Origin of the sequence: Nocardia brasiliensis, from assembly GCF_042691675.1 — a bacterium.
Lineage (GTDB): Bacteria > Actinomycetota > Actinomycetes > Mycobacteriales > Mycobacteriaceae > Nocardia > Nocardia brasiliensis_D.
Genome location: NZ_CP170507.1, coordinates 3,628,895 through 3,649,772, shown reverse-complemented (window position 1 = coordinate 3,649,772; position 20,878 = coordinate 3,628,895). Strand labels below are relative to the sequence as shown.

At 62.9% G+C, this 20,878-nt stretch carries 17 protein-coding genes; 6 read left to right on the top strand and 11 right to left on the bottom strand.

Translation table 11 applies throughout. The features are described 5' to 3' along the window. Window positions 1–98: 98 nt before the first annotated feature. A complete protein-coding gene (locus tag ACFK0J_RS16810; protein WP_378742871.1) occupies window positions 99–491 on the top strand; it encodes a DUF5713 family protein in 393 nt (130 codons plus the stop codon). 278 nt (window positions 492–769) lie between these two features. Here the strand turns inward: ACFK0J_RS16810 and ACFK0J_RS16805 are convergent, their stop codons facing one another. From ACFK0J_RS16805 to ACFK0J_RS16795, 3 genes are all read right to left on the bottom strand, one after another. After that, window positions 770–1,624 (bottom strand): SAM-dependent methyltransferase, encoded by an 855-nt coding sequence (locus ACFK0J_RS16805; RefSeq protein ID WP_378741262.1) that lies wholly within the window; start codon window positions 1,622–1,624, stop codon window positions 770–772. A 43-nt stretch (window positions 1,625–1,667) separates the two neighbouring features. Next, entirely contained in the window at window positions 1,668–2,060 is a 393-nt protein-coding gene (locus ACFK0J_RS16800; protein WP_378741260.1) for a hypothetical protein, read from the bottom strand. Window positions 2,061–2,129: 69 nt separating this feature from the next. Beyond that, window positions 2,130–2,351 carry a hypothetical protein gene (locus ACFK0J_RS16795; protein WP_378741258.1) on the bottom strand — a complete coding sequence of 74 codons (222 nt, stop codon included), beginning with the start codon at window positions 2,349–2,351 and terminating at the stop codon, window positions 2,130–2,132. Between the two features lie 286 nt (window positions 2,352–2,637). Between ACFK0J_RS16795 and ACFK0J_RS16790 the strand changes: the two genes are divergently transcribed. Continuing rightward, window positions 2,638–3,996, top strand: a complete 1,359-nt coding sequence (locus ACFK0J_RS16790) for a helix-turn-helix domain-containing protein (protein WP_378741256.1) — start codon at window positions 2,638–2,640, stop codon at window positions 3,994–3,996. A gap of 3 nt (window positions 3,997–3,999) precedes the next feature. On the opposite strand, the gene ACFK0J_RS16785 is transcribed toward ACFK0J_RS16790, so the two are convergent. Beyond that, window positions 4,000–4,224, bottom strand: a complete 225-nt coding sequence (locus ACFK0J_RS16785) for a hypothetical protein (RefSeq protein WP_378741254.1) — start codon at window positions 4,222–4,224, stop codon at window positions 4,000–4,002. Between the two features lie 140 nt (window positions 4,225–4,364). On the opposite strand from ACFK0J_RS16785, the gene ACFK0J_RS16780 reads away from it, so the two are divergent. Continuing rightward, window positions 4,365–4,544, top strand: coding sequence for a hypothetical protein (locus tag ACFK0J_RS16780; RefSeq protein WP_378741251.1), 180 nt, complete (start codon window positions 4,365–4,367; stop codon window positions 4,542–4,544). Here ACFK0J_RS16780 and ACFK0J_RS16775 read toward each other — a convergent pair. Both ACFK0J_RS16775 and ACFK0J_RS16770 read right to left on the bottom strand, forming a co-directional pair. Next, a complete protein-coding gene (locus ACFK0J_RS16775; protein WP_378741248.1) occupies window positions 4,541–5,191 on the bottom strand; it encodes an HAD family hydrolase in 651 nt (216 codons plus the stop codon). The two genes, ACFK0J_RS16780 and ACFK0J_RS16775, sit on opposite strands and share 4 nt — an antisense overlap. Window positions 5,192–5,345: 154 nt before the next feature. Further along, a complete protein-coding gene (locus ACFK0J_RS16770; protein ID WP_378741246.1) occupies window positions 5,346–5,786 on the bottom strand; it encodes a hypothetical protein in 441 nt (146 codons plus the stop codon). Window positions 5,787–6,134: 348 nt separating this feature from the next. Between ACFK0J_RS16770 and ACFK0J_RS16765 the strand changes: the two genes are divergently transcribed. Further along, window positions 6,135–6,986, top strand: a complete 852-nt coding sequence (locus ACFK0J_RS16765) for an alpha/beta hydrolase (RefSeq protein WP_378741245.1) — start codon at window positions 6,135–6,137, stop codon at window positions 6,984–6,986. A gap of 415 nt (window positions 6,987–7,401) precedes the next feature. Here ACFK0J_RS16765 and ACFK0J_RS16760 read toward each other — a convergent pair whose 3' ends face one another. Beyond that, window positions 7,402–7,713: a hypothetical protein gene (locus tag ACFK0J_RS16760; protein ID WP_378741243.1), complete on the bottom strand. Its 312-nt coding sequence runs from the start codon at window positions 7,711–7,713 to the stop codon at window positions 7,402–7,404. 437 nt (window positions 7,714–8,150) lie between these two features. Continuing rightward, window positions 8,151–8,948: a lytic transglycosylase domain-containing protein gene (locus ACFK0J_RS16755; RefSeq protein WP_378741241.1), complete on the bottom strand. Its 798-nt coding sequence runs from the start codon at window positions 8,946–8,948 to the stop codon at window positions 8,151–8,153. Between the two features lie 69 nt (window positions 8,949–9,017). Between ACFK0J_RS16755 and ACFK0J_RS16750 the strand changes: the two genes are divergently transcribed. Next, entirely contained in the window at window positions 9,018–9,518 is a 501-nt protein-coding gene (locus ACFK0J_RS16750) for a hypothetical protein (RefSeq protein ID WP_378741239.1), read from the top strand. 1,139 nt (window positions 9,519–10,657) lie between these two features. On the opposite strand, the gene ACFK0J_RS16745 is transcribed toward ACFK0J_RS16750, so the two are convergent. From ACFK0J_RS16745 to ACFK0J_RS16735, 3 genes are all read right to left on the bottom strand, one after another. After that, a complete protein-coding gene (locus tag ACFK0J_RS16745; protein WP_378741237.1) occupies window positions 10,658–11,242 on the bottom strand; it encodes a hypothetical protein in 585 nt (194 codons plus the stop codon). Beyond that, entirely contained in the window at window positions 11,239–17,697 is a 6,459-nt protein-coding gene (locus tag ACFK0J_RS16740; protein WP_378741235.1) for a PA14 domain-containing protein, read from the bottom strand. The genes ACFK0J_RS16745 and ACFK0J_RS16740 overlap by 4 nt, the downstream gene beginning before the upstream one ends. Before the next feature lie 1,769 nt (window positions 17,698–19,466). Then, a complete protein-coding gene (locus ACFK0J_RS16735; protein ID WP_378741233.1) occupies window positions 19,467–19,604 on the bottom strand; it encodes a hypothetical protein in 138 nt (45 codons plus the stop codon). A gap of 336 nt (window positions 19,605–19,940) precedes the next feature. On the opposite strand from ACFK0J_RS16735, the gene ACFK0J_RS16730 reads away from it, so the two are divergent. Further along, a complete protein-coding gene (locus ACFK0J_RS16730) occupies window positions 19,941–20,444 on the top strand; it encodes an STM3941 family protein (protein WP_378741231.1) in 504 nt (167 codons plus the stop codon). The last annotated feature ends 434 nt before the right edge of the window (window positions 20,445–20,878 follow it).

Here is a 20,878-nt window from a genome sequence, read left to right as displayed (position 1 = left end):
AGTGCGGGACACCCTCCTGCTCGACAAAATCTGCTTGATACCGGCCAGCTTTCGGCATTGGCTCTACGCAGACCTCGCGTGTGGGCGCTCGGCCCTGCATGATCGTTACAAAAGTCCTCACCGACATCAGTTCTCGCGGATGGAGCGTTGTGCCGATCACGAACCAACAGGTTGCCCACCATAGGTTCTTGCAGCCCCTGTACCGGGACCCGTACTTCCCTGACCACGTTCTCGACAAAGGCGCGGCGATCCTGCTGCGCCTATGCGAGCGGATCGAGGTCGAGAAACCCTCGGACCTGACGGCCCTGTACGCGCTCACCTGGGCGACGACTGAGGAGTTCAACGTCTTGGAGGCCGAGTTCGAAGCGGCCGGGAGTGAGCTCGAGACGACGGCGCGGGAGGAGATCGGTGAGGAATTCCGGTTCGTCGCCTCGGCCTACGGATTCACTGACGCGGACGCGGAGGAACTGATCGCTACCCGAGACTGGTGACCCACGCATCGGTCTCCACTCGCTGACGGCCACCTCGACCTGCGCACGATCGGAAGTAATAGATATTGGTCGTCGCTGCAAGCGACGCACGAACATCGGCATGAAAGTGCGTTCCCCGAAGCACCAAAAGCGCCCGACTCGCAAGACGAGTCGGGCGCTTTTGTCGTTCTTCAGGTGTCGCGGACGAGGTGTCTAACCATTCGCGACGGTCACGAGATTCCCATGCGTTCCATGGGGGACGCAGGTGCGCGGTGGCGATCCACGGCCCGCGCTCGAACTCAATACCGGGCATAGGTCCCCTCCTCCGAGTGCCGCAGGCGCCGTCGCGGCTGCTGCGGCGTGGGTGCCGGGCTCGGTGTGAGACCGATGCCACCGATCACAGCGAGTCGAGTGGGCGGGAGCGCGTCATCGAGCCAGTCCTGAACCGGGGCGATACCGGGTTCGATCAGGTCGAGCCCGGTCAACCATCCGGCGATCGTGTCGGCAGATCGGTAGAAGAGCTGCGCCGGGGTGTCGGCGGTGTCGGTGCTGGTTTGGTTCATCAGGTCCGGGTCGCTGTCATCGCAGAGATGGGTGAGTACGAAATGGCTTCCCGCGATAACGTTTTCGCGTAGTTCGGCGATGATCTGGGCGGGGTTCTCGGCGTCGCTCACCTGGTCGAGTACCGCGCCCATCAGGACCGCGACAGGCCGGGTGAAATCGATCAGCACGTACTCACGCAGCTGGTCGAGCAGGGCGGCGGGCTCACGGATATCGGCCCGCAGCACGGCCATACCGGGGACATGGCACCACATCGCGTCGCAATGGAGTTCCACGATCGGGTCGTAGTCCACGGCCACGATCCGCGCCGAAGGATCGACTCGATGGATCGCTTCGTGCACGTCGGGCGAGAACGGGATACCCGCGCCAAGGTCGAGGAACTGATCCACCCCCGCCTCGGCTGCCCTGCGGGCGGCTCGGAGCAGGAATTGGCGGGTCCACCACACCACCGTCCGCGCGTCCGGGGCGATCCTCAGGACACGGTGGGCGACTTCCTGGTCGACCTCATAGTTGTCTTTGCCGCCCAGCAGATAGTTCCAGATCCGCGCCGCGTTCGGCTGGGACGTGTCAAGGTTCGGCGCGGGACTCACCATGCACCCGGCGTTCGGTTATCCGACGCGGACGCGGCAGGGCGGGTCACGCCGACCACCTTGTCCCGCAGGCTGATTCACGGATTTCGGCGGCATTCCATTCGCCGGTCGTGTAGTCCAGGGCAGGTTGATCAAGATTGTCCAGTCGCGAATGGTCGAGCGGTTCAACGACATCCCAGTACGCGGCTTCGACAGCGACCCACAGAGCACGATGGTTCGGAAACCGCTCCTCCACGAACGGCAACTCCGGACGCTGGTCGGCTTCCCCGAAATACACCACTCCTGGCAGGGCGTTGGGGATATCTATTTCGGTGCCATCCATCCGCAGCCGGTATGCCATGGCTTGGCTGTGATGGTCGGTGAACGATTCCATCCACAGGCGGTTATTGACTATCTGCCAGCACGCTTGGCCGTGCTCAGTTGAAGTGATATGCAACATGATTGGCTCCTGAAGGCGAAACCCTTTACCAGCGTGGGAGGGTGTCGAGAATGGGAAAGCCGGATGATTTCATCGACCCCCGCGCGAACGGGTCTGTTCGTACTCGTAGCGGACCCGCTCCCAGAGGGGGCGTGGCATCAGGTTGAAACAGTGGCCCAGCGTGGGAGTGTTGGGCAGGACGGTGTCGACGTCGCCGCTGCGTATTCGCAGAACATGGATCACGCCGTCGCGCACATACCAGGTGGCCGTGACCCGATCGAGTTCGGTTACACGGGTGTCCTCGTCGGCCACAGTGTCGGCTCCCTGCCTGGCGGCGGTCATCAGATGGGCCATTCATCGGCGGCGGACAGTGCCGCATCGGACGTGGCGGGCGGTCGATGAGCAGGTCGTCCCATGGCCCAGACCAGCCATCCCAGATACGGGAAGGCGATAGCGAATACCAGTGCAATCGTTGTCGCGGGCATTGGGCGATACCCCTTGGGTGCGGTGTGTGGTTGGTACGCACCCGGCGTCGAGGGAGGTCCGTAGCCCCCGGCTCGGCGAAGGGCTACGAAACCAAAGGTCGCCAGTTCGGGGGTTGGATCGTCGACCCGACGCCGAGTGCAGAGATGACGCTAAGTCGCCCAGTTGGGACCGTCGGGTACATTCCGTACCTCATGCCATCGGGATACGCTTAAGCTCACCCAACAGCGGCGGGAGGGTTGCAGTCGTGAACAGTCACGAGGAAGACACACCCATCGGCGCGCGTATCAAACAGCAACGCGTGCGAGTAGGCATGTCCCGTCCGGTCCTAGCCGGTCTGGTCGGACGCTCGGCGGAATGGCTCAAGGCCATCGAGAACGGCCGCCTTCAAGCGCCGAGACTGCCTATGCTGCTTCGGATCGCACGCGCGTTGGAAATCGAGGACCTCGCAGAGTTGACCGGGAATGAACACGCTGTCCCGGTGTCGGTGTTCGCGGGGGAACGCCACAGCGCACTTACTGCCGTTCAGTCCGCGCTGACCGACTTCAGGGTTGCGGTTCCGGATCGCACCGCGAGTATTGATCATTTGGCCGCCCGGCTTCGGCAGGCGTGGCAGGTACGCCACGGCAGCCCTGATCACCGAACGCAACTCGGCACCCTGTTGCCCGGATTGATCCGGGACGCACAGAGTGCAGCGCGCGCGACCGACGACGACCGACGGTCGGCACGCAGAGTCCTGGCGGGCGTCTACCAACTGGCCGACTTCTATGTCGCATACCAACCCGCACCCGAATTGGTTTGGCTCGTCGCAGACAGGGCGCTGAACGAAAGCTACGAGGTCGACGACCCGTACACCATCGCGTGCAGTGCATGGGCGATGGTTCAGGCACTCCGCGATTCGGGCCGGTGGGAAGAGGCAGTCGGACTGGCTCGCAACGCCGCAGAGCGGTTGGGGCCGTACCTTGAGCGGGAGGAGACGTCCGACGAGTGGCGGGGAATCGCGGGCGCGTTGCAGGCGGAGGTTGCCTACGTCCATGCCCGCCGCGGCCGATATGGCGACGCTTGGGCAGCGTGGGAACGGGCCGACGAGATGGCACGCAGGCTCGGTCCGGGCTATCGGCACATCCAAACGTCGTTCTCGATGCCAGTGATGGCTGCCCATGGGACGACGTTGGGAGTCGAATTGCGCCGAGCCGGTGAGGCGCTCAAGGTGGCGAGTGAATTCGACGCCGAGAGGATCGTGTCGCTCCCGCGCCGAAGTCGCCACTTCATCGAAGTGGCCCGAGCACACTTCCAGCGTGGTGAATCGGTCGCAGCGTTCGCGCTGCTGGCGAAGTCTGAACGGACCGCGCCGGAGACGATCAAATACAACAGCTACGCGCGAGACATGCTGCACCAGTTGAGGAAGCGCCCGCCGTCGGGGATGCGCGAGGACGTTCAAAAGCTGTGCCGAAAGGTCGGCGTCGCCAGCTGAAGATCAGTCCTGGACGCTGGCTTCGAGCTCGCGAATCCGAGTCAGCACATGCTGCGGTCGTTCGCCCGGACGGAACCCAATGGCGGGTTCGCCGAGCAGCCGCAGCACCGCAGCTACTTCGTTGACCGTCGGAGTGGGTTCGAGTCCATCTGCGATGACACGAAAAATGCTCTCGGGCTGGATAGCACCGACCACAGCACCCAAGAGCGCTTCGATACCTTCGTCCATGTCGACCTCCCGCTCGACCAGGGTAGCGCCTCCCGTCTGAGGCCGGGCCGATCCTGCACACGGCGGTAGCGGCTAGCCGACATCTGGTTCCTCCCCAGGACCTTGCGGCGGCCGCGGTCTTGGAGCGTGATCCGGAGCCGGTGTGTGAACGACTGGGGCAGGCGTTGAAGATGCTCGGAAAGCACTGGTACGCCACGGCGATGGACCGAGTGCAAGACGTGCGCCTGTCGCTGCGTGAATGGGATTCACTCCCGCAGATGCGGGCATTGGACGACCAGCTCTACAGCTGGCACACCATGATCCGGAGCCTGTCCGCCTAGGCGTTCTCTGCGGCAACGATGCCTGGTAGTTCGGTGAGGTCGTGAATCTTCCAATCGGACAGCTCCGCGACCTCCGGCTTGTCCCGGTGGATCCAGCCCCACGGGCCACGCTGAATGTAGGCGGTCCGCATGCCTGCCTTCTTGGCGGGCGCCACGTCGTTATCGATGCGGTCGCCGACGTAGACAATCTCCTCGCCGCGGCACGGCGCGACCTCGACCACCTTCGCGAAGAATTCCGGCGACGGCTTCTCCACCCCCCAGTCGTCGGAGGTCGCGATGAAGTCGGTAGGCAGGTCTAGGCTGCGCAGGATTTTTCCTGACCTGGCAGTCTGGTTGCCGACGATCCCCACCCACACTCCCATCTCGCGGAGCTTCGACAGGGCCGGGCGTACATCCGGATATAGATCCTCTTCGGAGTAGTTCTCCGGCTGACCGGCTGCGGCCCGAGCTGCTCGCTGCTCGGCCAGGTCGAATCCCGGTTGGAAGACCTGGAACGTCTCTCGGTAGTCCCGGCCGCTGGCGATCACCGCGCCGAACACCGAGACGAACGTATGCCGTGGCACCCCAAGCCAATCCGCCCACGTTCCATACTCGCGTGTTTCGTCAACGAGCGTTTCCCCGACGTCGAATACAACGGCCCCGATCATGGGCACACGGTACCGAGGATCCCCGCTCCTGGTGCCGACCACCCTCCTCGGCCTCAGTACCACCCGGGCCTCGGTCACCGCCGGGCTCGCCCTGCCGTGAAAACGGTCCCGGCGAAGGTCACGTCAACCGGATCATTCTGGGGGATCTGAAAAGTCAAGCTGGACGATGCTTAGTCAGTGAGTTCGTCCAGGCTCGCTGTTCGGCGGTGTCGGGAATGGGGAGTTCTCGGGCCTGCTGGAGTTGGTGCCAGGCTGTGTCGGGGTCGGTGCCGTTGAGGATGAGCAAGGACGCGGCCAGCAGGCTGTACCGGCCGATGCCGAATCGGCAATGGGTGACGATGTGCTTGCCGTCGCGCAGCATTGCGGCCAGTCGCTGCAGCGTCGGCAGGATCGTGTGGAGGTCGGGGACCCTGCGGTCGGGGATCGGTATGGCGACGAAATCCAGCCCGGTGCCGCGGGCGACGGCGGGTTCGTCGGCGAGGCCGGTGTCGTGGAGTTCGTTTGCGGTGAGTGCGCAGACCAGGACGTCGACGCCGAATGCCCGCAATGCGGTCATCTCATCCGGTAGCCAGTCGTGGCCGCGCGGCTTGGCCATGATGCTGGTCGACGAGAGGACGATCGGGGTGTCGGTGGTCTTCCACGATGTCAGACCAGGTGGTGCAGCGGATCAACCCGGCCGCGCCCGCCGTGTTGGACGCTCATATCGGGTTGGCGCATCACCTCGACGGCCGGTTCCCCTGCACTACTTGGTGAATTGGGCCCATCCTGCGAGGCTATTGCTCCAACGCCTGAGCACGAGACGCACGATCGGCGTGGGAAGGGATATCGGCCGGGCGCGTCCGTATCGGCGGCCCACATGAGGCTTCCGCTGGGGGACGGTGAAATACCTTGTGTTACAATGTATTTCGCAAGGCGTCTCGGCCCATTCTTTTAGACTAAGAGAATGGAAACTCTCAACGAAACGGGCATCTGGGACTCAGCCGGGCCGGTGCGATTCGACGACACGGAGACCTTCCTGTTCCGGTCCGCCGACCTCGACGTCCCGCTCGACATCTCCGTCGCCCGCCCCACCGGACCGGGTGGACGCGACGGCCCACTGCCGGTCCTGTACGTCTTAGACCCCTTCCTGTGGCTACCACTGGTCGTCCATGTGTCGCGGGCGCTGACCTGGTTCACCGGATTCCCGCCCACCCTGGTCGTCGGTATCGGGCATCCCACGACGGACCACATCGACTACTTCGCCCTGCGTGCGAGGGATTTCAGCCCGGTCGAGGGTGAACTGCCGCCGTCCATCAGCCCCATTCCGCTGCACCGGGGCACCGGCCACGCGGATCGGTTCCTGGACGTGCTGGCCGCCCGAGTGTTTCCCGGCATCGAGGAGCGCTACGGGGCCGACCCCTCCGACCGGACGATCCTCGGCTGGTCCTTCAGCGGCCTGTTCGGCCTGCACGCACTGTTCACCCAACCCGAACTCTTCGACCGCTATCTGATCGTTAGCCCCTCACTCCCGTGGGGCGGGTACGCCCTCTTCGACACCGAGCGGCGCTACGCGCAGACGCACTCGGACCTGCCCAAAGATCTCTTCCTCGTCGCGGGCACCCACGAGGATTCGGTGGAGGCCGCCCGCGACGGTTGGATCATGGTGCCACTCGTGCAACGACTGTTCGACACCCTCACCCGTCGCGGCTACCCGAGCCTGCGTCCCGACACCCTGTGGGTCGAGGGCATGGAACACACGACGGCCGGATGGTCCGGCGTCGCTCCCGGCCTGCGGTTCCTGTTCGACCGCCACTAGCGGGTGAGGATCGGAATGAGCCAGGTCCGAGTGACTGGTGCCGACCTCCGTCGAGCCTGATCCATCAGGCTGCGCAAGGTCCGCGACACCACACCTTGTCACGAAAGCCCGCTAATGGCCGGGCTCCTCACTCCCATTCTCGGCCGGAGAATTCTTCAACTGCTCGACCACACCCTGCAGCCGAGCATCACCACACTGACCCCGTAAAAATCAAGCCGACCGGCGGACGCGATGCCACTACCCACCGCATCGCAGCGCCACCACCCCATACACCCATCTGCCGCTCATCAATGACTGGACTGGCATTCACCAACGAGGCGGCACCCATCACCTGGTCGTCGACGCCACAATCTTCCCAATAGTCTCTTGCAGCGGGCGAACTCAGGGAAAGACTGGTCACAGCGCTGACCGCGTATTACTTCGGGCAGCCGTTAGTGGTGGGGTTGGTGGCGCACAGGGCAGAGCTGCCAGTGCCCGCGCTGCCGATGGACAGCGCGGTTCCGGCAACATCGTCGTTGCCGACCTTGACACCCCCGCTGACCGACGAACCGGAATCACTACTACCGGTGGCGAGCGAATCGAGCATGCCACCCACGGTGCTTGCCGACCCGGTGCTCGCGACAGGCGCGGCAGGAACCGTCTCCACGGCCGACGCCGTACCCGCCGCTGCCAGCATCAGACCCGATGCCACGAGCATCCCGGCACCGATTACACGAATTTTATTCATAGAAGTTCTCCTCATCAGGAATTGTATTGCCATCTTTATGGCCCCAACCAGGGGTCGCACCGAGTCAATGAATGCTGCGGCTATGAATTACTAACATATCTTCGAGAGAGTCCACAACTCGAAGCTCGTCCCTGCAATAAGTCACATCCTGGAAGGGTAACCGGCGAATCTGACCCAATCGAGCGAGCGGCGGACACGCCAAATCGCCCGTACCCATAAGAGGGAAAGGTTGATTTTGCATATACACGCCACTTAGCATCCGCGCGACTCCGCGACAACGCCAACCATGCATTTACCGGAACAAGCCGCAGTAACTTCCACAAGGCAATGCGACGATCACGTCTACGGTGCTATGCAGAATTAGTTCCGCGTGCTCACACCTCTGAGCCGTCGGGAACGATGCGGATGCTCACTGGTGGACGATGAGACCACAGGTCTTATGCGGTGTAGCTGGTAGCGGTGGCATGTATTTGCCTCACATAAGAGTCGGAGTGGTTGTAGGCGAAGATGGCCTTTCTCCACCCGCGAGCGGTGGCCAGGTCACCACCGGACGCGCACAGGTAGCGGGCCGCAGCCAGTGCTGCGTCGTCGATATTGTCCGGGCTGCCTTTTAGTTCGTCAGATGCCGCGGGTGTGGCTTTCTCGAGAGTGTTGGCCAGGGTGTTGTAGTCGGTGTCGGCGCGCACGCCCCAGCGTTTCCAGGTGTCGGGGATGAACTGGAACGGACCCGCCGCGCGCGCGTAGACGGTGCGGCCTGTCGGATCGGTGTCGGTGATGCGGGCATTGCCGTTGGTGCCATCGAGCGCGACACCACGGATCGGGGGTTTCACCTGGCCGTCGGTCGCGATCTTGGCGCCGCGGTGGCGGCCGTGGTCGCTTTCCACCCGCGCGATACCGGCCAGAGTGGTCCACCCGAGATGGCAGCGGGGTTGGGTTTTCGCCATGACCACCGCCGCATACCCGTAGGCCTGCAACGCTCGGACCGGAATCCCATACTTGCCGCCTCGGCGCCGCGCCCAATCCTGCAACGGGGCCGCGTGCCGACCAGCTGCGACGAGCTGGATCGTCGGCACCGGCTCACCGACACCCGGCGGCGCCACGCCGACCTTGTGATCGGGTCCACGGCCGCACCCCACGACGACGGTAGTCACCGCGACCACCGCCACCAGCGACGCGACGCGGCCTGCCATCCCCCGCCGCCCACCTGCGGCCGGTATGCCTCTGCTGTTCATCATCGCTCGAACCTCACCGGCGCACCCTCGCCGGGCACGTCCACCTACGTCACCTACTTGCACGGACGAGCCGTGGTCGATGTGGTAGACGGCTTCTTCGACGCCGAATCCGATGTGGCCGTGCGCTGTGCGCTTGTCGCTGTCGGCGGACGTGCGGTCGTCCTCGGTGGCGATGTCGTCGTCTTCGCCTTGGGCGTGGTGGTCGTTGCCGTCGGGCACGCGGTCGGCTTCGGGGTCGACGACCTCGTCGGTTTCGGTGTCGTTGCCTCGGCCGGGACGACCACGGTGACGGTGGACGGTTGCGACGTCGTCGTGGCAGCTGGGACAACCACAGTGACCGTGGACGGGCCGCCACCTGGAGCCTGCGTAGCAGGCTGCCGGGAGGCCTGTACCGAAACGCTGCCGTTGATCGAGAAACCTGGCCCCGGCCCAGCGGTCGGGGTCTCTGTGACCGTGGACGGTGCGATGGTCTCGGTCGCAATGCTGGTGGTCTCCGTCGTGACCGGGTCACCGCTGACAGTCTCGACCCGGGCCGAGTCCGTCACCGTCACAGTCGCCGCAGTGATCGACTGATCAACGACACCAGGCTCCACTTCCGGCAGTTCACCCGGGAGGGGCACTTCGCTCGGCGTCTCGGACACGGTATTCGGTTCGCTTGTCTCGAGCGGTGTGGTGTTGCCGAGGCCGCCCTGCAGAAGCTGTGTGATGTCATCGAAGCTCCGCGTCCCCGATTCCTCCGACGAGGACGCGGTATCAGTCACCTCATCAGTCTTTTTCGACTCGGTCGCAGTCGCGATCGCCACCGCGATCACCACGACGATCACCACGGCCACCGCCGCGGCGTACGGCAGATGCTTACGCACATCACCCGCGGTGACGTACTCGGCCACCTGCCGCCATCGCCGCCGCAGCGGCGACACCGACTCCTCATCAAGAGGCTCATCCTGGGCGCAGACACCCTCGTCCCCCTCGTCGTCCAAATCGTTCTCATCATCGAAATGGTTCGGATCATCTGAAACGTGCTCATCGTCGAAAGCACCTTTAGGGATGTGGATGACTCTGGTCGCCTCAGGATCATCGAAGTCGCGTTCGTTGTTGTCGGGTGATCTCACCAGGTGATGCTTTCTACTCAGAGAACGATCTGTGCCCGCAGGCCGATGACCTTGCAAGGATGAACTTGTCGACGTCCCACATGGCACGCACGACACATGCCGAACTTTCCGTTGTGATGCGATCTGCGGACCTGCGCTGCCCGCTACGGTCCGCGAATCACGGGGCGGCTCTACCAGCCAGACAAGGCAGAGCCACCCGCGGCGATAACCGCTGTAGAAATTCTATTTAACTCAACCATTCATACAAACCTTCCCCATTGACACGATACAATAAATCCGAGTGCGTCAACTTGCTACTTATAAGCGCAACCAAATCGACATTACGAGTCAAAACTGCTCCGAGCTGCTTGCTGCATGGCTATTCTCAGTATGAATAGACTCCCGAAAGCCAATCAACGACTGCTACGACATCCCGTTGTCGATGTTTCGTAGCGCATGCGATGTATTTGCCTGAGCGGGCTAGCGCGGACCTACGCTTTGGCGCCACGTTACATCTCCGTAGCCAGGAGACGAGGGAACACCGCACATCAGCCGGTCGAACCGATGTGCGGCGCAACCGCCTGTCCTACGAACCAGACACGCCACTGAAGGATGCGAACGTCATCGAGAAGCGATTCGCCAAGTCGAAATCAAATCGTCCCTTGACAGAAGCACGAAACCCTCTCCGTCATACGCTCCGACTATTACAACAAGGAGCTGTTGAGGATCAGAGACAAGCTGGTCGGTATCAGAGTTAAGCCATGCCCGAGTCGTTTCATTTTGTTGCAGCACAAAAGCCCCGTATAAAAATGTGGGGTCGTGACCGAGTAAAGCATTCTCAACCGCCGACGCCGGGTGGCCGATCGTACATACTCCGAAGATATCATCCCCCCTGGCAACCGTCTCGAAGCCCTCTACGGGTCCTTCCGGATCATCAACACGCCTCATGGGGAGCTCGACAACGAGAAGCGAACCAGCGAACCGGTCGACTAGCCATTCCGCCAGGTCCCCTGCCACTGCGCGACCCAGACCGCCATGTTTGAAGTCAAGCACATTGCCTTCAGGATTGCCCGGCGGCACCATTGCCACCGCCTGCATCCCGGCGACCTGCGCTTTCACAGCACGCGACGTCGCCAGCCCGTATTGCAGGTTCTCTGCGGCAAACTCGTGACCCGGTTTTCCAACTGCAACCAACTCAGCATTCATTTCTTCGGCTCAATCGTTCCGTCGGGGTTGATTCGATACTGGATTTTATCTGGGCCAATGTAATCCCAGTGTGGGCCAATGGGTTCCGCGTGATTGAGGTCCGCATGCAGAGTTTCCCTTGTATCGGGATTGTACCAGGCGCCTCGCTCGCCTCCAGGCGCGTCTGGACCCCGCCATTCCCAGCCCGGCCCTGGGGATTTACTTCCGTCTGTCCAGCTTGGGACTGCCGCAGACGGCTTGGGGCCCCCGGGGCTTGCTGCGGCTGCGGGACCCGAGTTCCCGCTATTCGGCGGGGCAGGCGCTGTCGCTGGTGCCGGCGTTGTCGCAGGAGCCGGTGTGTCTGCTGGTTTCGCGGGGCTTGCTTGTGCTGCCTGCTCGCCGAGTTCGCTTGCGAGCACTGCCGCGGCCCCGGCGGCTACACCGGCACCGACCCACGCCGCACCTTCGATAAGGGCAGGGACAGCTAGGGGGGCAAGGAAGGCGATTGTGCCGGTGAGGTCGAGGGAGTTTATCGGGTCACCGTTGACGTACTCGTAGCCGTTTGCTGAGCCTCCCAGCACGGGGTCGACTTGCAGGAAGCGGCCCAGGATGGGTAGGTAGGTGCGGGCTCCCATCTCGAGGGCTTGCTGGCTGGCGACGTGTTCGATCGGGACTGTGTGCTGGCCGAGCCATCCGAAGTCCATGCCGCCCTCGGCGGTGGCCGGGATCGGGATGTCACCGAACGCGCCGGTGACGGGGTCGATGTTTTGGCCGTACGGGTCGTAGAGGTGGATGGTACCTGTACGGGTGGCGGTGCCGTCGGCGGTGAACAGGATGTCGCCGTGGACGTTCGGGTATGACCAGTTGCTGTTATTGGTGGTGTAGTTCTTGGTGAGCACTGCGCCGCCGGGCAGTTTGAGCACCCGTTGGCGTAGGTTCCCGGCATCGTCGAGGACGAAGTCGGGGCCGCTGGAGTCGGAGGTGAACCCGTAGCGGGTGACCTGCGCGGGGTTGGTGTTGTCTTTGGCCGTTCGCATCATGATGCGGTCGGTGACGTCGCGGGTGTACTGCACCGACCGGCCGGCAGCGGTGGTCGTAGTCATATGCCGGAGGGTGGAGTCGTAGCCGAGGGTGTCGGTGCCGATCTTGGTCGTGTTGCCGTAGTTGTCGTAGGTGAACGCCAGGTTGGTGGCGCCGTTGGTGGATAGCAACCGGTCGGCGTCGTCGTAGCAGTAACTGGTAATGACGGGAGCTGCACCGTTGAAGCTGTCGGTGAAGGCGGTGCGGTTGGTATTCAACCCCGCCTTCTTGTTCGGTCCGCAACCGTTATCGCTGGCGAAGGCGTAGGTCAGCTGATGGAACGGCACGGTGGCCGCTACCAAGCGACCGATGCCGTCGTAGGTGTAGGAGGAGTTGTAGGCGGTGCCAGGATTGGTGGTGTCAATGATGGTTTCGTCGGTGATGCGTTGGTCGCGGGAGCGGGTCACCGCGCTGGTGACCGTAGATCCGGGCACCTTCCAGGCCAATGCCGCTGCCGAGCCGGCGTCGTTGTGGGTGATGGCGAGGTCGGATTTGTTGCCGTACGCGACGCGCTGCAGGATCCCTGCGTTATAGCCGGGGGTGGCGACAGCGGTCCCGTCCAGATCCAGGCGGGTCAGGCGAAACGCGTCGTCCCAGTGGTAGTTCAGAGTCGAGGCGGCACCCTTGATCTTGGTGGTCGCACTGGTCTTGCGCCCTGCGCGATCGTATCCGCTTGTCGTGGTGACGCCGTTGGCGTCGGTGTAAGAGGTGATGCGTCCGAGCAGATCGACTATTTTGGTGATGGATCCACTGCCGTCGCTGACCTTCAGCTTCAGTGGGTCACCGCTAGCGGCGTAGTCGTAGGTTATGGTGCGGTCCGGTTGGTTTCCCATGGCCGGGAACGACTTCTTGACATTGCGTCCGCGGGCGTCGTAGTCCAGGCACGACCACGGCTCACTATTGGTGCGGACGGCGACGACACGGCCGGTGACGTTGTAAACCGTCTCGAGCACGTTGGCTGAGCCGTCGGAGTTCTTAGGTCCGCGAACGGTTTTGACTCTGCCGCCCTGGTTGACAGCAACGGAGCTGGAAGCACACGGGTTGGCGCGGGTGTCGTTGTCCCCGTAGTAGGTGGAGGTACCGCGCTTGTCAGGATCGGTGAGGTCACCGGCCGGTAGCACTGCGGCCACTTGGCGCAGGAACCCTTGACCGGGCTGCTCGAACAACACACGGCTGGTCACATCGAGCCCGCCTGGATCACCGATCTTGGATACCGCCAGCCCGAACACGGGGTCGATTCCATTGGCCGGGTCGGAGTATCCGGTCGTGATCTTCCTCGTCGGGGCACGTTCATCGTCCCCGCCGGAGGTGTTTTCAGTGACCACGTTGGTCCCGAGCCCGTAGCGCGGCGCCAGGTTCTGCCCCGGAACAGTCACCGCGCCAGCGGCGCCGGGAGCTGTCCAGGTGAAGTCGAGTGCACCAGAGGTGCCGCTGCGGTTGTAGTAGTCGACCCGAATGCGATGCCAGCTACCGGGTGTTGTGTTGATGTAGGTGCCGGTGACCGCAGTGGTCGGCTTGTCGGTCCAGCTGTCGAGGATCAGCAGGTCATCGATCCACAACCGGACGCCGTCGGCGACGGTGAACCCTAGCTTGTATTCGCCGGGCCCGGGGAACTTGACATCACCCATGAACCGCCCCGACCATCCACCATCGTTCGCGACCGGGGGCGTCGATCCCCAGCTACGTTTCAGGCTGCCGTCGGCGGTACCGACACCGGTGCCCCACTGCTTCGGGACACCCGCGAGGAACGGGTTGTCGTAGTAGGCGGTCTCCAATCCGACCAGATTCTCGTCATACGCTTTGCGAGTGTGCGGCATGGTCCGCGCGCATTCGGGCTTGGGCAGTTGCCCGTTGAAGCAATCGCCGGGGGCCGGACCGTATGTGTCGGTCGGGCGATCGGCGTGGTCATAGATCACCGTCGAACGCCGACCGGTCGTGTCGACCTTGGCCGTCACCTTGTCTTTTGCGTTCCATTCGGTACGGACGGTGTCTCCCACGCCGTCGGTCGAGGTGAGCATGCGGCCGGCATCGTCCCAGGTCGTCGCGCGAACACCCATTTTGTCAATGCCCGAGACGTCGACAAAGGCGGTTTTGCGGGCGATGTCGTAGCGGTATCCGTGCATCAGCCGGAATCCCATGTCGCTGCCGTCCCATTTGGGTGCGGTGATCTTGATGGCCCGGGAATGCGGAGGGCGCGCGCCACTGAGGTCGTCGTGAAACGCGTCGTACTCGACCATCCAACGTTCGGCGTTCAGGTTGTAAGACGGCAGCGTGGCTCGCCAGTCGACAGCCAGGCTGTCACGAATCTCGTTCAGCGACCCGACGGCGTCGATGGCCTTGAGTTTTTTCTCGGTGTTGTTGCCGGCCTGGTCGTATTCGAGTTTGGCGGCTGCCAGGTTCAGGTAGCTGTAGTCGCGGATTTCGGAACCGGGGTTCTCGATCCGGCCCAGCGCACCGACGATGTACCAGAGCCTTGTTTCGGTGCCGTCCCAGTATTTGATCCGGCACAGCTTCTGCGGCGGCGCCGAGTGCGTACCCGGCGGCAACGACGCTCCGCCGTAGCAGTTGTTGCTGTTGTCGGTGTTGTAGTACAGGGTGTGCGCCCGCCCCGACACCGGGTCCTTGATCTGGGTCAGCCGGGCAGGTGTGCCGCTGTAGAGGTACTGCAGCGAGGCCGGTTTCTTGCTGTCGGACACCTTCGACACCGCGGCGAGGGTGCCGTCGACGTTGAATACCGACACCACACCGTCCTTGGTGACCGAGATCCGGCCACCTGCATCGACGGCGAGGACACCGTCCTCATCTTTGGGTGGGGTATATCCTCCGGCGGAGGCCTTGGTCCAGCCGTGTTTGCCACCCGAGGTGTCGGTGAGCACGACCGATCCGTCGAGCATCTCGGCCTCGACGTACTCGCTGCCCATCAACCCCAGGGTCCATCCTTTCGGCAACGGTGAGGGGTCTTGAGCGAACAACCAGTCCGTCGTCACGATCCGGGGATTCCAGTTGTGGGCGCGTGAAGTGCTGGCACCCGTAGTGCTCTTGGCCCACAACACCATTTGCGGTTTGCTGGTCGTGCGGTGATACAGCTCGACCTTGATCGGCACCCGCTGCCCGGCGGTCAACGACACATCGGTGTTCTTCTTGGCAGTCGCCGTGGAGAACTCGGAGCCGACCGCGGCGGCGTTCGGATTGTCGTAGGCGAGGGTGTTGTCGACCCAGATCTTGGCGCCGTCGGCGTGCGAGCCCGCGAAGCTGAAGTCACCGGTCACCGGGGCGCGGAAGTGGCCTTCCCAGCGGACGACGAACCATTGCTTGTCCAGCGCCGCGGGCATCGGATCTTCCCTGAAGGGAGAATTTTCCGGGACGTTGGACCAGATGTTTCCCCAGTCCAGATTCACCTGCGCTTCGTTGCGCACCAGCACCGGCGTCGCGTCCGCGGCACCGTTGTGGTCGGTGTCGTTGAAATACGACGCCCGCACGCCATGTGAATCTCCGCCCTGGCGCGAGTTGTACGCGAATGTCACCCCCGCGGACCCGCCCAGCGCCTCGAAAACCGGCCCTGCCGCGCTGGTCTGAGCGTTGCCGTTGAACAGGTTGACTGTGACCGGACCCATCTGGTCGGTCGGCGCAGGCCCTGCGTTACCGATGCGCTTGTCGACGGTGAAGTGGCCGACCCATTTCGATGGCGTCGGCGTTGTCCCGCCGGAGGCCACTGTCGCTACGGTCCAGCTGTAGCGGGCGCCGTCGCGCAGCACATGTTCAGGCACTGGCCATTTTGGTGCGCTCAAGCAGCCGGAGTCGACCACGCTGCCCGAGCGGCCGTCGAAGCCGGTGGAAATTTTGAAGCAGTACTTGGTGCCAGCCGCGGCGGGGCTGACCTCCAGTGTCGGAAAATCGGTCGCGATCACCGAGTCCTCGGCGGGGGCAACGAGGTTCACCTGGGGGCCCGGAGTGGGATTGGTCGGGTCGGTGGGGTTGGTGCCTGTGCCGTCGCCGTAGTCGACGATGAGCGCTGCTTGAAGTTGTTTGTAGGTGTAGGTGTTGGTGGTTTCGGCGCCGCCGAGCATGAACCAGGTGTTCTTGTCGGTGGCTTTGGCCCGTTCGCCCAGGTAGGTGGTCAGCGCCGGTGTAGTCAGGGAGCCGGATTCAGCGATGCTCGCCGAGGCCAGCTGGGGGCCGAGCGCACCGTAGCCAAGCGGTGTGGTGGCTTGGTACAGGGTGAGCTGGGACGCAAGCTTCATTTCTACCGGCGGGGCCGCCAGCTTCAGGTCCAAGCGCGCTCCGGTGACGGTCTTGCCGCCCAGTGGCGTGAGGTCGTAGCGGATCGCCGAGCGCCACAACGCGTTCTGGCCCAGCCAGTCCCTCGCGTTGCCGGTCCGGATGCCACAGTCCTCCGTACACGGGGCCGCACCTTGCTGGTAGGCGATCGATTCGGCTTGCGAGCCGAATCCGAACGTGTAGGTCGGATCGACCACCACCGGGAACTTGCGGGCGGAATCTTTCAACCATTTCTTGTCCACAGCGACTGTGAGCTGCCACGCCTCACCGTCACGGGCCAGGCTGTAGGTGCCGCCGGTACGCGCCGAGGGCTTCTTGTCTTTGTCGCTGCCCGCTGAGTCCCAGACCTCGATCGGCGGCAGCGCGGCTACCACCTTGCCGGCTTTGTCGGTGATCTTGACGGTCTTACCGTCCACCTTCGGCGTCAGCGCACCGGTATTCAGTTTGAATACCCAACGCCCTTCGCCCACAGCAGAAGCAGACTTCAAGATGATCGACTCTTTGATCGCATCCGCGGACACCTCGTAGGTCACATCGGTGTTCGGCAGCGCGTCCACATAGGTCGCGGTCGATCCGGTGACTTTGCGACCAGCCTTGCCCGCCCCCTTCAGCTCGAGGGTGACCGGTGTGCCGTTCTGGTTGACACGGAACAGATTCGGATCGTTGGCGTACTCGGCCAGTTCGATCCCGACACTGGTGCGCGCAGCGGCGACCCGCTTGGAATCCTTGCGCTCCACCAGCCGGGTATCGATCGGATCCCAACCGCCCCTGCTGTTGCGGACACTGACCGGCACTTGCGACAGCACCATCGTCTTGGTGCCGTTGGCATTGGTGAACTCGACCGAATCCTCGGTCCGCGCCGACTCCTTCGACGTCTTCGGATCGAAACCACTCTTCACCGGAGCCGCAGCAGCACCGCCAGCGAGCAACGGCGTGAAATCCGCCTCTGGCGCCGACTGCTTACCAGTCAATGAAGGCTTCGCAACAGCCTTCGACAACATCAGCGGAACATCCCGCGGATTCTTACCTTTCGGCGCCGCGGCAGCTTCCGGCGAAACAACCACCTGCAGCAACGTCGCGATCAACGCGGCAACCAGCACAGCCGACCACGAAACCACCTTCAACCGATACCAACTAGCAGGGAACCAACGCACTAACGCGTCGCCCTGACGGCGAAACCTCATCACACTCCACAACACACGAGCCCATCCCCTTGACAGGCCATCCCCAAATCGGGCAAACCGTAGCAACGAGACAGAGCAATTCGAACAAAACAGATTGCGCCCCATCGACGCACAATGTTAACTGCGTCACAGTCACAGCTTTTAGTGTCTTACTCCGATGTTCCACCCAGAGATAGTTCTCCAATTCGACAGGGGGGCAAGATATTCGGGATTCGGCACAGCGTTAGCGGCTCGCAACGCACGCTCGAAATCCTCATGCGGCCCAGATAGATTCGACCTATTGGACAGTCAACTGTCTCGGCAAAGTATCGACCCGCCGGGGCGAAAACGTTGAAACACCACGACATCCCGCAAATTAGAGCTGCCCGCCATGTAACGCAGACGGACAATATCCGTTGCCATGAAACTTGTTTCGAGAACTTCGCATCGAGCAGGTATCAACTAAAGCAAGCAGCGTGCCAGTGCGTACTTCCCTGACACCTAACAACTTTGGGACGCCGACCAAGCTCCTGGACGATGGTCCAGTTGAGTTCCCGAGTATCAATGATGCCGCCATGGTCACCGAGGAAAATGGATACAACCTCGGCGATGGATGGTACCCGGGCCTCACAGCCGTTCCCAGGTGCGATATGTAGGCACCCTGGTAGACGAGATCAGTTGCAGAGCATCGAATCTGGCAGCCGTAGCCAATCGCAACAACCAGTCAGCGTTTGACCCGACCAGCACGTTCGATATCAACATCTGCCAAACCGACAGTCCGGCCGCTCAGCCGCGGCAGCTGGCCGGTCTGTCACTCGAGGAGATCAGCGTGTGCGTCGGTCTCGCCACAACAATTGTCCTGCAACGACATTGAGGCACCCAAGAGTCCAAGCCCGTCGGCGAAAAACCTGCCCGACGGACGCAACTATCTCACTGCCGACGATCGGCATCGAGGATGGTGGCCGCGCCGAGCGACTCCTAAACTATGGGATAGATCACCATATTCGATGGCCCAATCCGGCCTCACGACGCGAGCCGCCGTCCCGAGGACCCGCATCGGGCCCACCACAGTGCACGACTCCGCAACCGCGCCATGCCATCCCATAGGACAGCGCAGAGCCCGTCACCATGAGGAAGCTGTTCACCGCGACTGTCACAGCCGAAGGCTTCACGACGCCAGAACCGGCATCCTGCCCGGACTTGCCACGACTGCCCCGCCGACGTTGACCGCCTCACGGAGCTGCGACAAGCCGGCACGGTCTGCAGCCGGGCCTGATACAGGACGTAACCCGCTATCCGGGCACGGCATCCGGCCCTGTTCAACCCGGAGCTCATTCGCCTTGTCGCACCTACCCTTAACGGATTGGAGGAACCAACGGCGGATGGCTGCAAACGACGAAAGCCCTGATCCCGCATGGAATCAGAGCTACTACAAGTGGAAGGTCACCAAAAGTGCTGGTGGACAAGAGGAACTGCTGTTGAGGCAGGAGACGCGACTATGGCGCTGCGAAAATGATCACCCACGTTCGGGCCTTTGTCAATACCGTGACCGCCAGACGGGGAAAACCTGCAGGTAGGCCGCCCAACTGCCATCAATGTTAGACCGTTTGTTCCCACGGCAAGGGCGGGTGCGCCGTCGCCACCGCGGCGAACGCGGTCGGTCAACTCCGGCCGCGCCCACGAGCGCCAGGCCGTGGTAAAAACCGGCCAGCGCTCCCCCAGGCCTAGTCGAACAGGACGGTGTCGTGCACCGAGGCCAGCGCTGGGTCGACGCCGAGATGCACGGAGTTACCCAGGCTCTTCAGCTCCGCCTCGTGCGCGTCGAAGGCGGCTCGCGGGCCGCTGAAGACCAGCTCAGACACATCGCGCTCACCATGCGTGACAATGCTTCTCGGCCTCCGAGCAGCTGCACGGCTTCAGCGCGCCAGGTGCTGCGCTGCTTGGCCGATGCCGCAAGAGGTGCTTGGCGGCGCGAGTGTCGAGGGTGGCGCGCTCGGCCAGGTCGAACTTACCTAAGGATTGGCCAACTCCGCTGAGACATACGGCGTGTGGCCATCTCAATGAACCTGGACAACGCGGAATCCAACCGTCGCGGCCTGGGCAGCGGCGACCTGCTGATCTGCCAACATCCGCGCCAGGCGGCGCACATCTAGATAGGTTCGACTGCACCAAAACGTCCGCCGCTATTCTCAGCGCTCGTGCACATCGATGACTTACCTGCCACCAGGTACTACGCACCTAAAGGGCGCGCACTTCTGCTTATTTTCATCTCGGTCGTGCCCCTAGTAGGTGTCCTGCTGACCATCAACGACGTCTCGTTCGCGCGGGGTGTTCTTGGTGCCGTCGTAGTGGCGTGCTCCGGTTTCTGCATGTACGTCGGTGTTCCCCGGTTGATCGGGCGACGCCCGGAACTGATCATCACCACCGACGGGATCGAACACTTCGACCAGGGTCGCATTCTGTGGACGGACATCGACACCGTCCGTCTCAACCGGATGCATGGGCAACGGATCCTCGAATTCGTTCTGCACCAACCAGATACGTACCTTGCGAAACTGCCATGGTTCGTCCGAATGACCAGTCGATTCATGCGCGCATCCGGCTACAGCCCCGCCACGGTCTCCGCGCTGAGCCTGCCCGTCCCCCTGGAGACCGTCCTGGAAGCAATGCGCCACCACCACCCCTCACTGATCGTTGCCTAGCTAGCCGACGAGGAAACCCGCTGAGCGCGATCGGGCGGTTCGGTTGCCGGGTTCCCTTTGTATGCCGGACATCCGCACCATCGCTATCGTCCGGCCCCTGCGACCCTTCCGGTATCAGTGAATCCGGCGAGCGCAGAACGATCAGCGCCGCTGGTGAAGTCGATGACCTGGGATTTGCCAGATTCACTGAGACGGTGGCCAGATATCCGGTCCGATTTGTGATGCGACACGAGAGTGTCAGTAGTAGGCGACATTTCATTGTCAGTGGTCGACGGGCCGGAAGCATCACCGCCGGTGGGGTTCACGGGCGGACGGTCGGAGTGCCCCTTGAGGACGGTAACGGCCTGGAGATCGCCGAGCAGGTGATGCTGTGTGCCCGGTAGCTTGGTCGGCTTGGCGTAGCCGAGTGGCAGGTTCAGAGGCACGCGGTCGCT

What these genes read in the sequence shown, in the direction of transcription:
- ACFK0J_RS16785 (WP_378741254.1), bottom strand. Translation starts at nt 4,224, where the DNA reads ATGGACGAAGGTATCGAAGCGCTCTTGGGTGCTGTGGTCGGTGCTATC.
- ACFK0J_RS16745 (WP_378741237.1), bottom strand. Translation starts at nt 11,242, where the DNA reads ATGAATGCTGAGTTGGTTGCAGTTGGAAAACCGGGTCACGAGTTTGCC.
- ACFK0J_RS16765 (WP_378741245.1), top strand. Translation starts at nt 6,135, where the DNA reads ATGGAAACTCTCAACGAAACGGGCATCTGGGACTCAGCCGGGCCGGTG.
- ACFK0J_RS16810 (WP_378742871.1), top strand. Translation starts at nt 99, where the DNA reads ATGATCGTTACAAAAGTCCTCACCGACATCAGTTCTCGCGGATGGAGC.
- ACFK0J_RS16770 (WP_378741246.1), bottom strand. Translation starts at nt 5,786, where the DNA reads ATGGCCAAGCCGCGCGGCCACGACTGGCTACCGGATGAGATGACCGCA.
- ACFK0J_RS16775 (WP_378741248.1), bottom strand. Translation starts at nt 5,191, where the DNA reads ATGATCGGGGCCGTTGTATTCGACGTCGGGGAAACGCTCGTTGACGAA.
- ACFK0J_RS16760 (WP_378741243.1), bottom strand. Translation starts at nt 7,713, where the DNA reads ATGAATAAAATTCGTGTAATCGGTGCCGGGATGCTCGTGGCATCGGGT.
- ACFK0J_RS16805 (WP_378741262.1), bottom strand. Translation starts at nt 1,624, where the DNA reads ATGGTGAGTCCCGCGCCGAACCTTGACACGTCCCAGCCGAACGCGGCG.
- ACFK0J_RS16755 (WP_378741241.1), bottom strand. Translation starts at nt 8,948, where the DNA reads ATGATGAACAGCAGAGGCATACCGGCCGCAGGTGGGCGGCGGGGGATG.
- ACFK0J_RS16800 (WP_378741260.1), bottom strand. Translation starts at nt 2,060, where the DNA reads ATGTTGCATATCACTTCAACTGAGCACGGCCAAGCGTGCTGGCAGATA.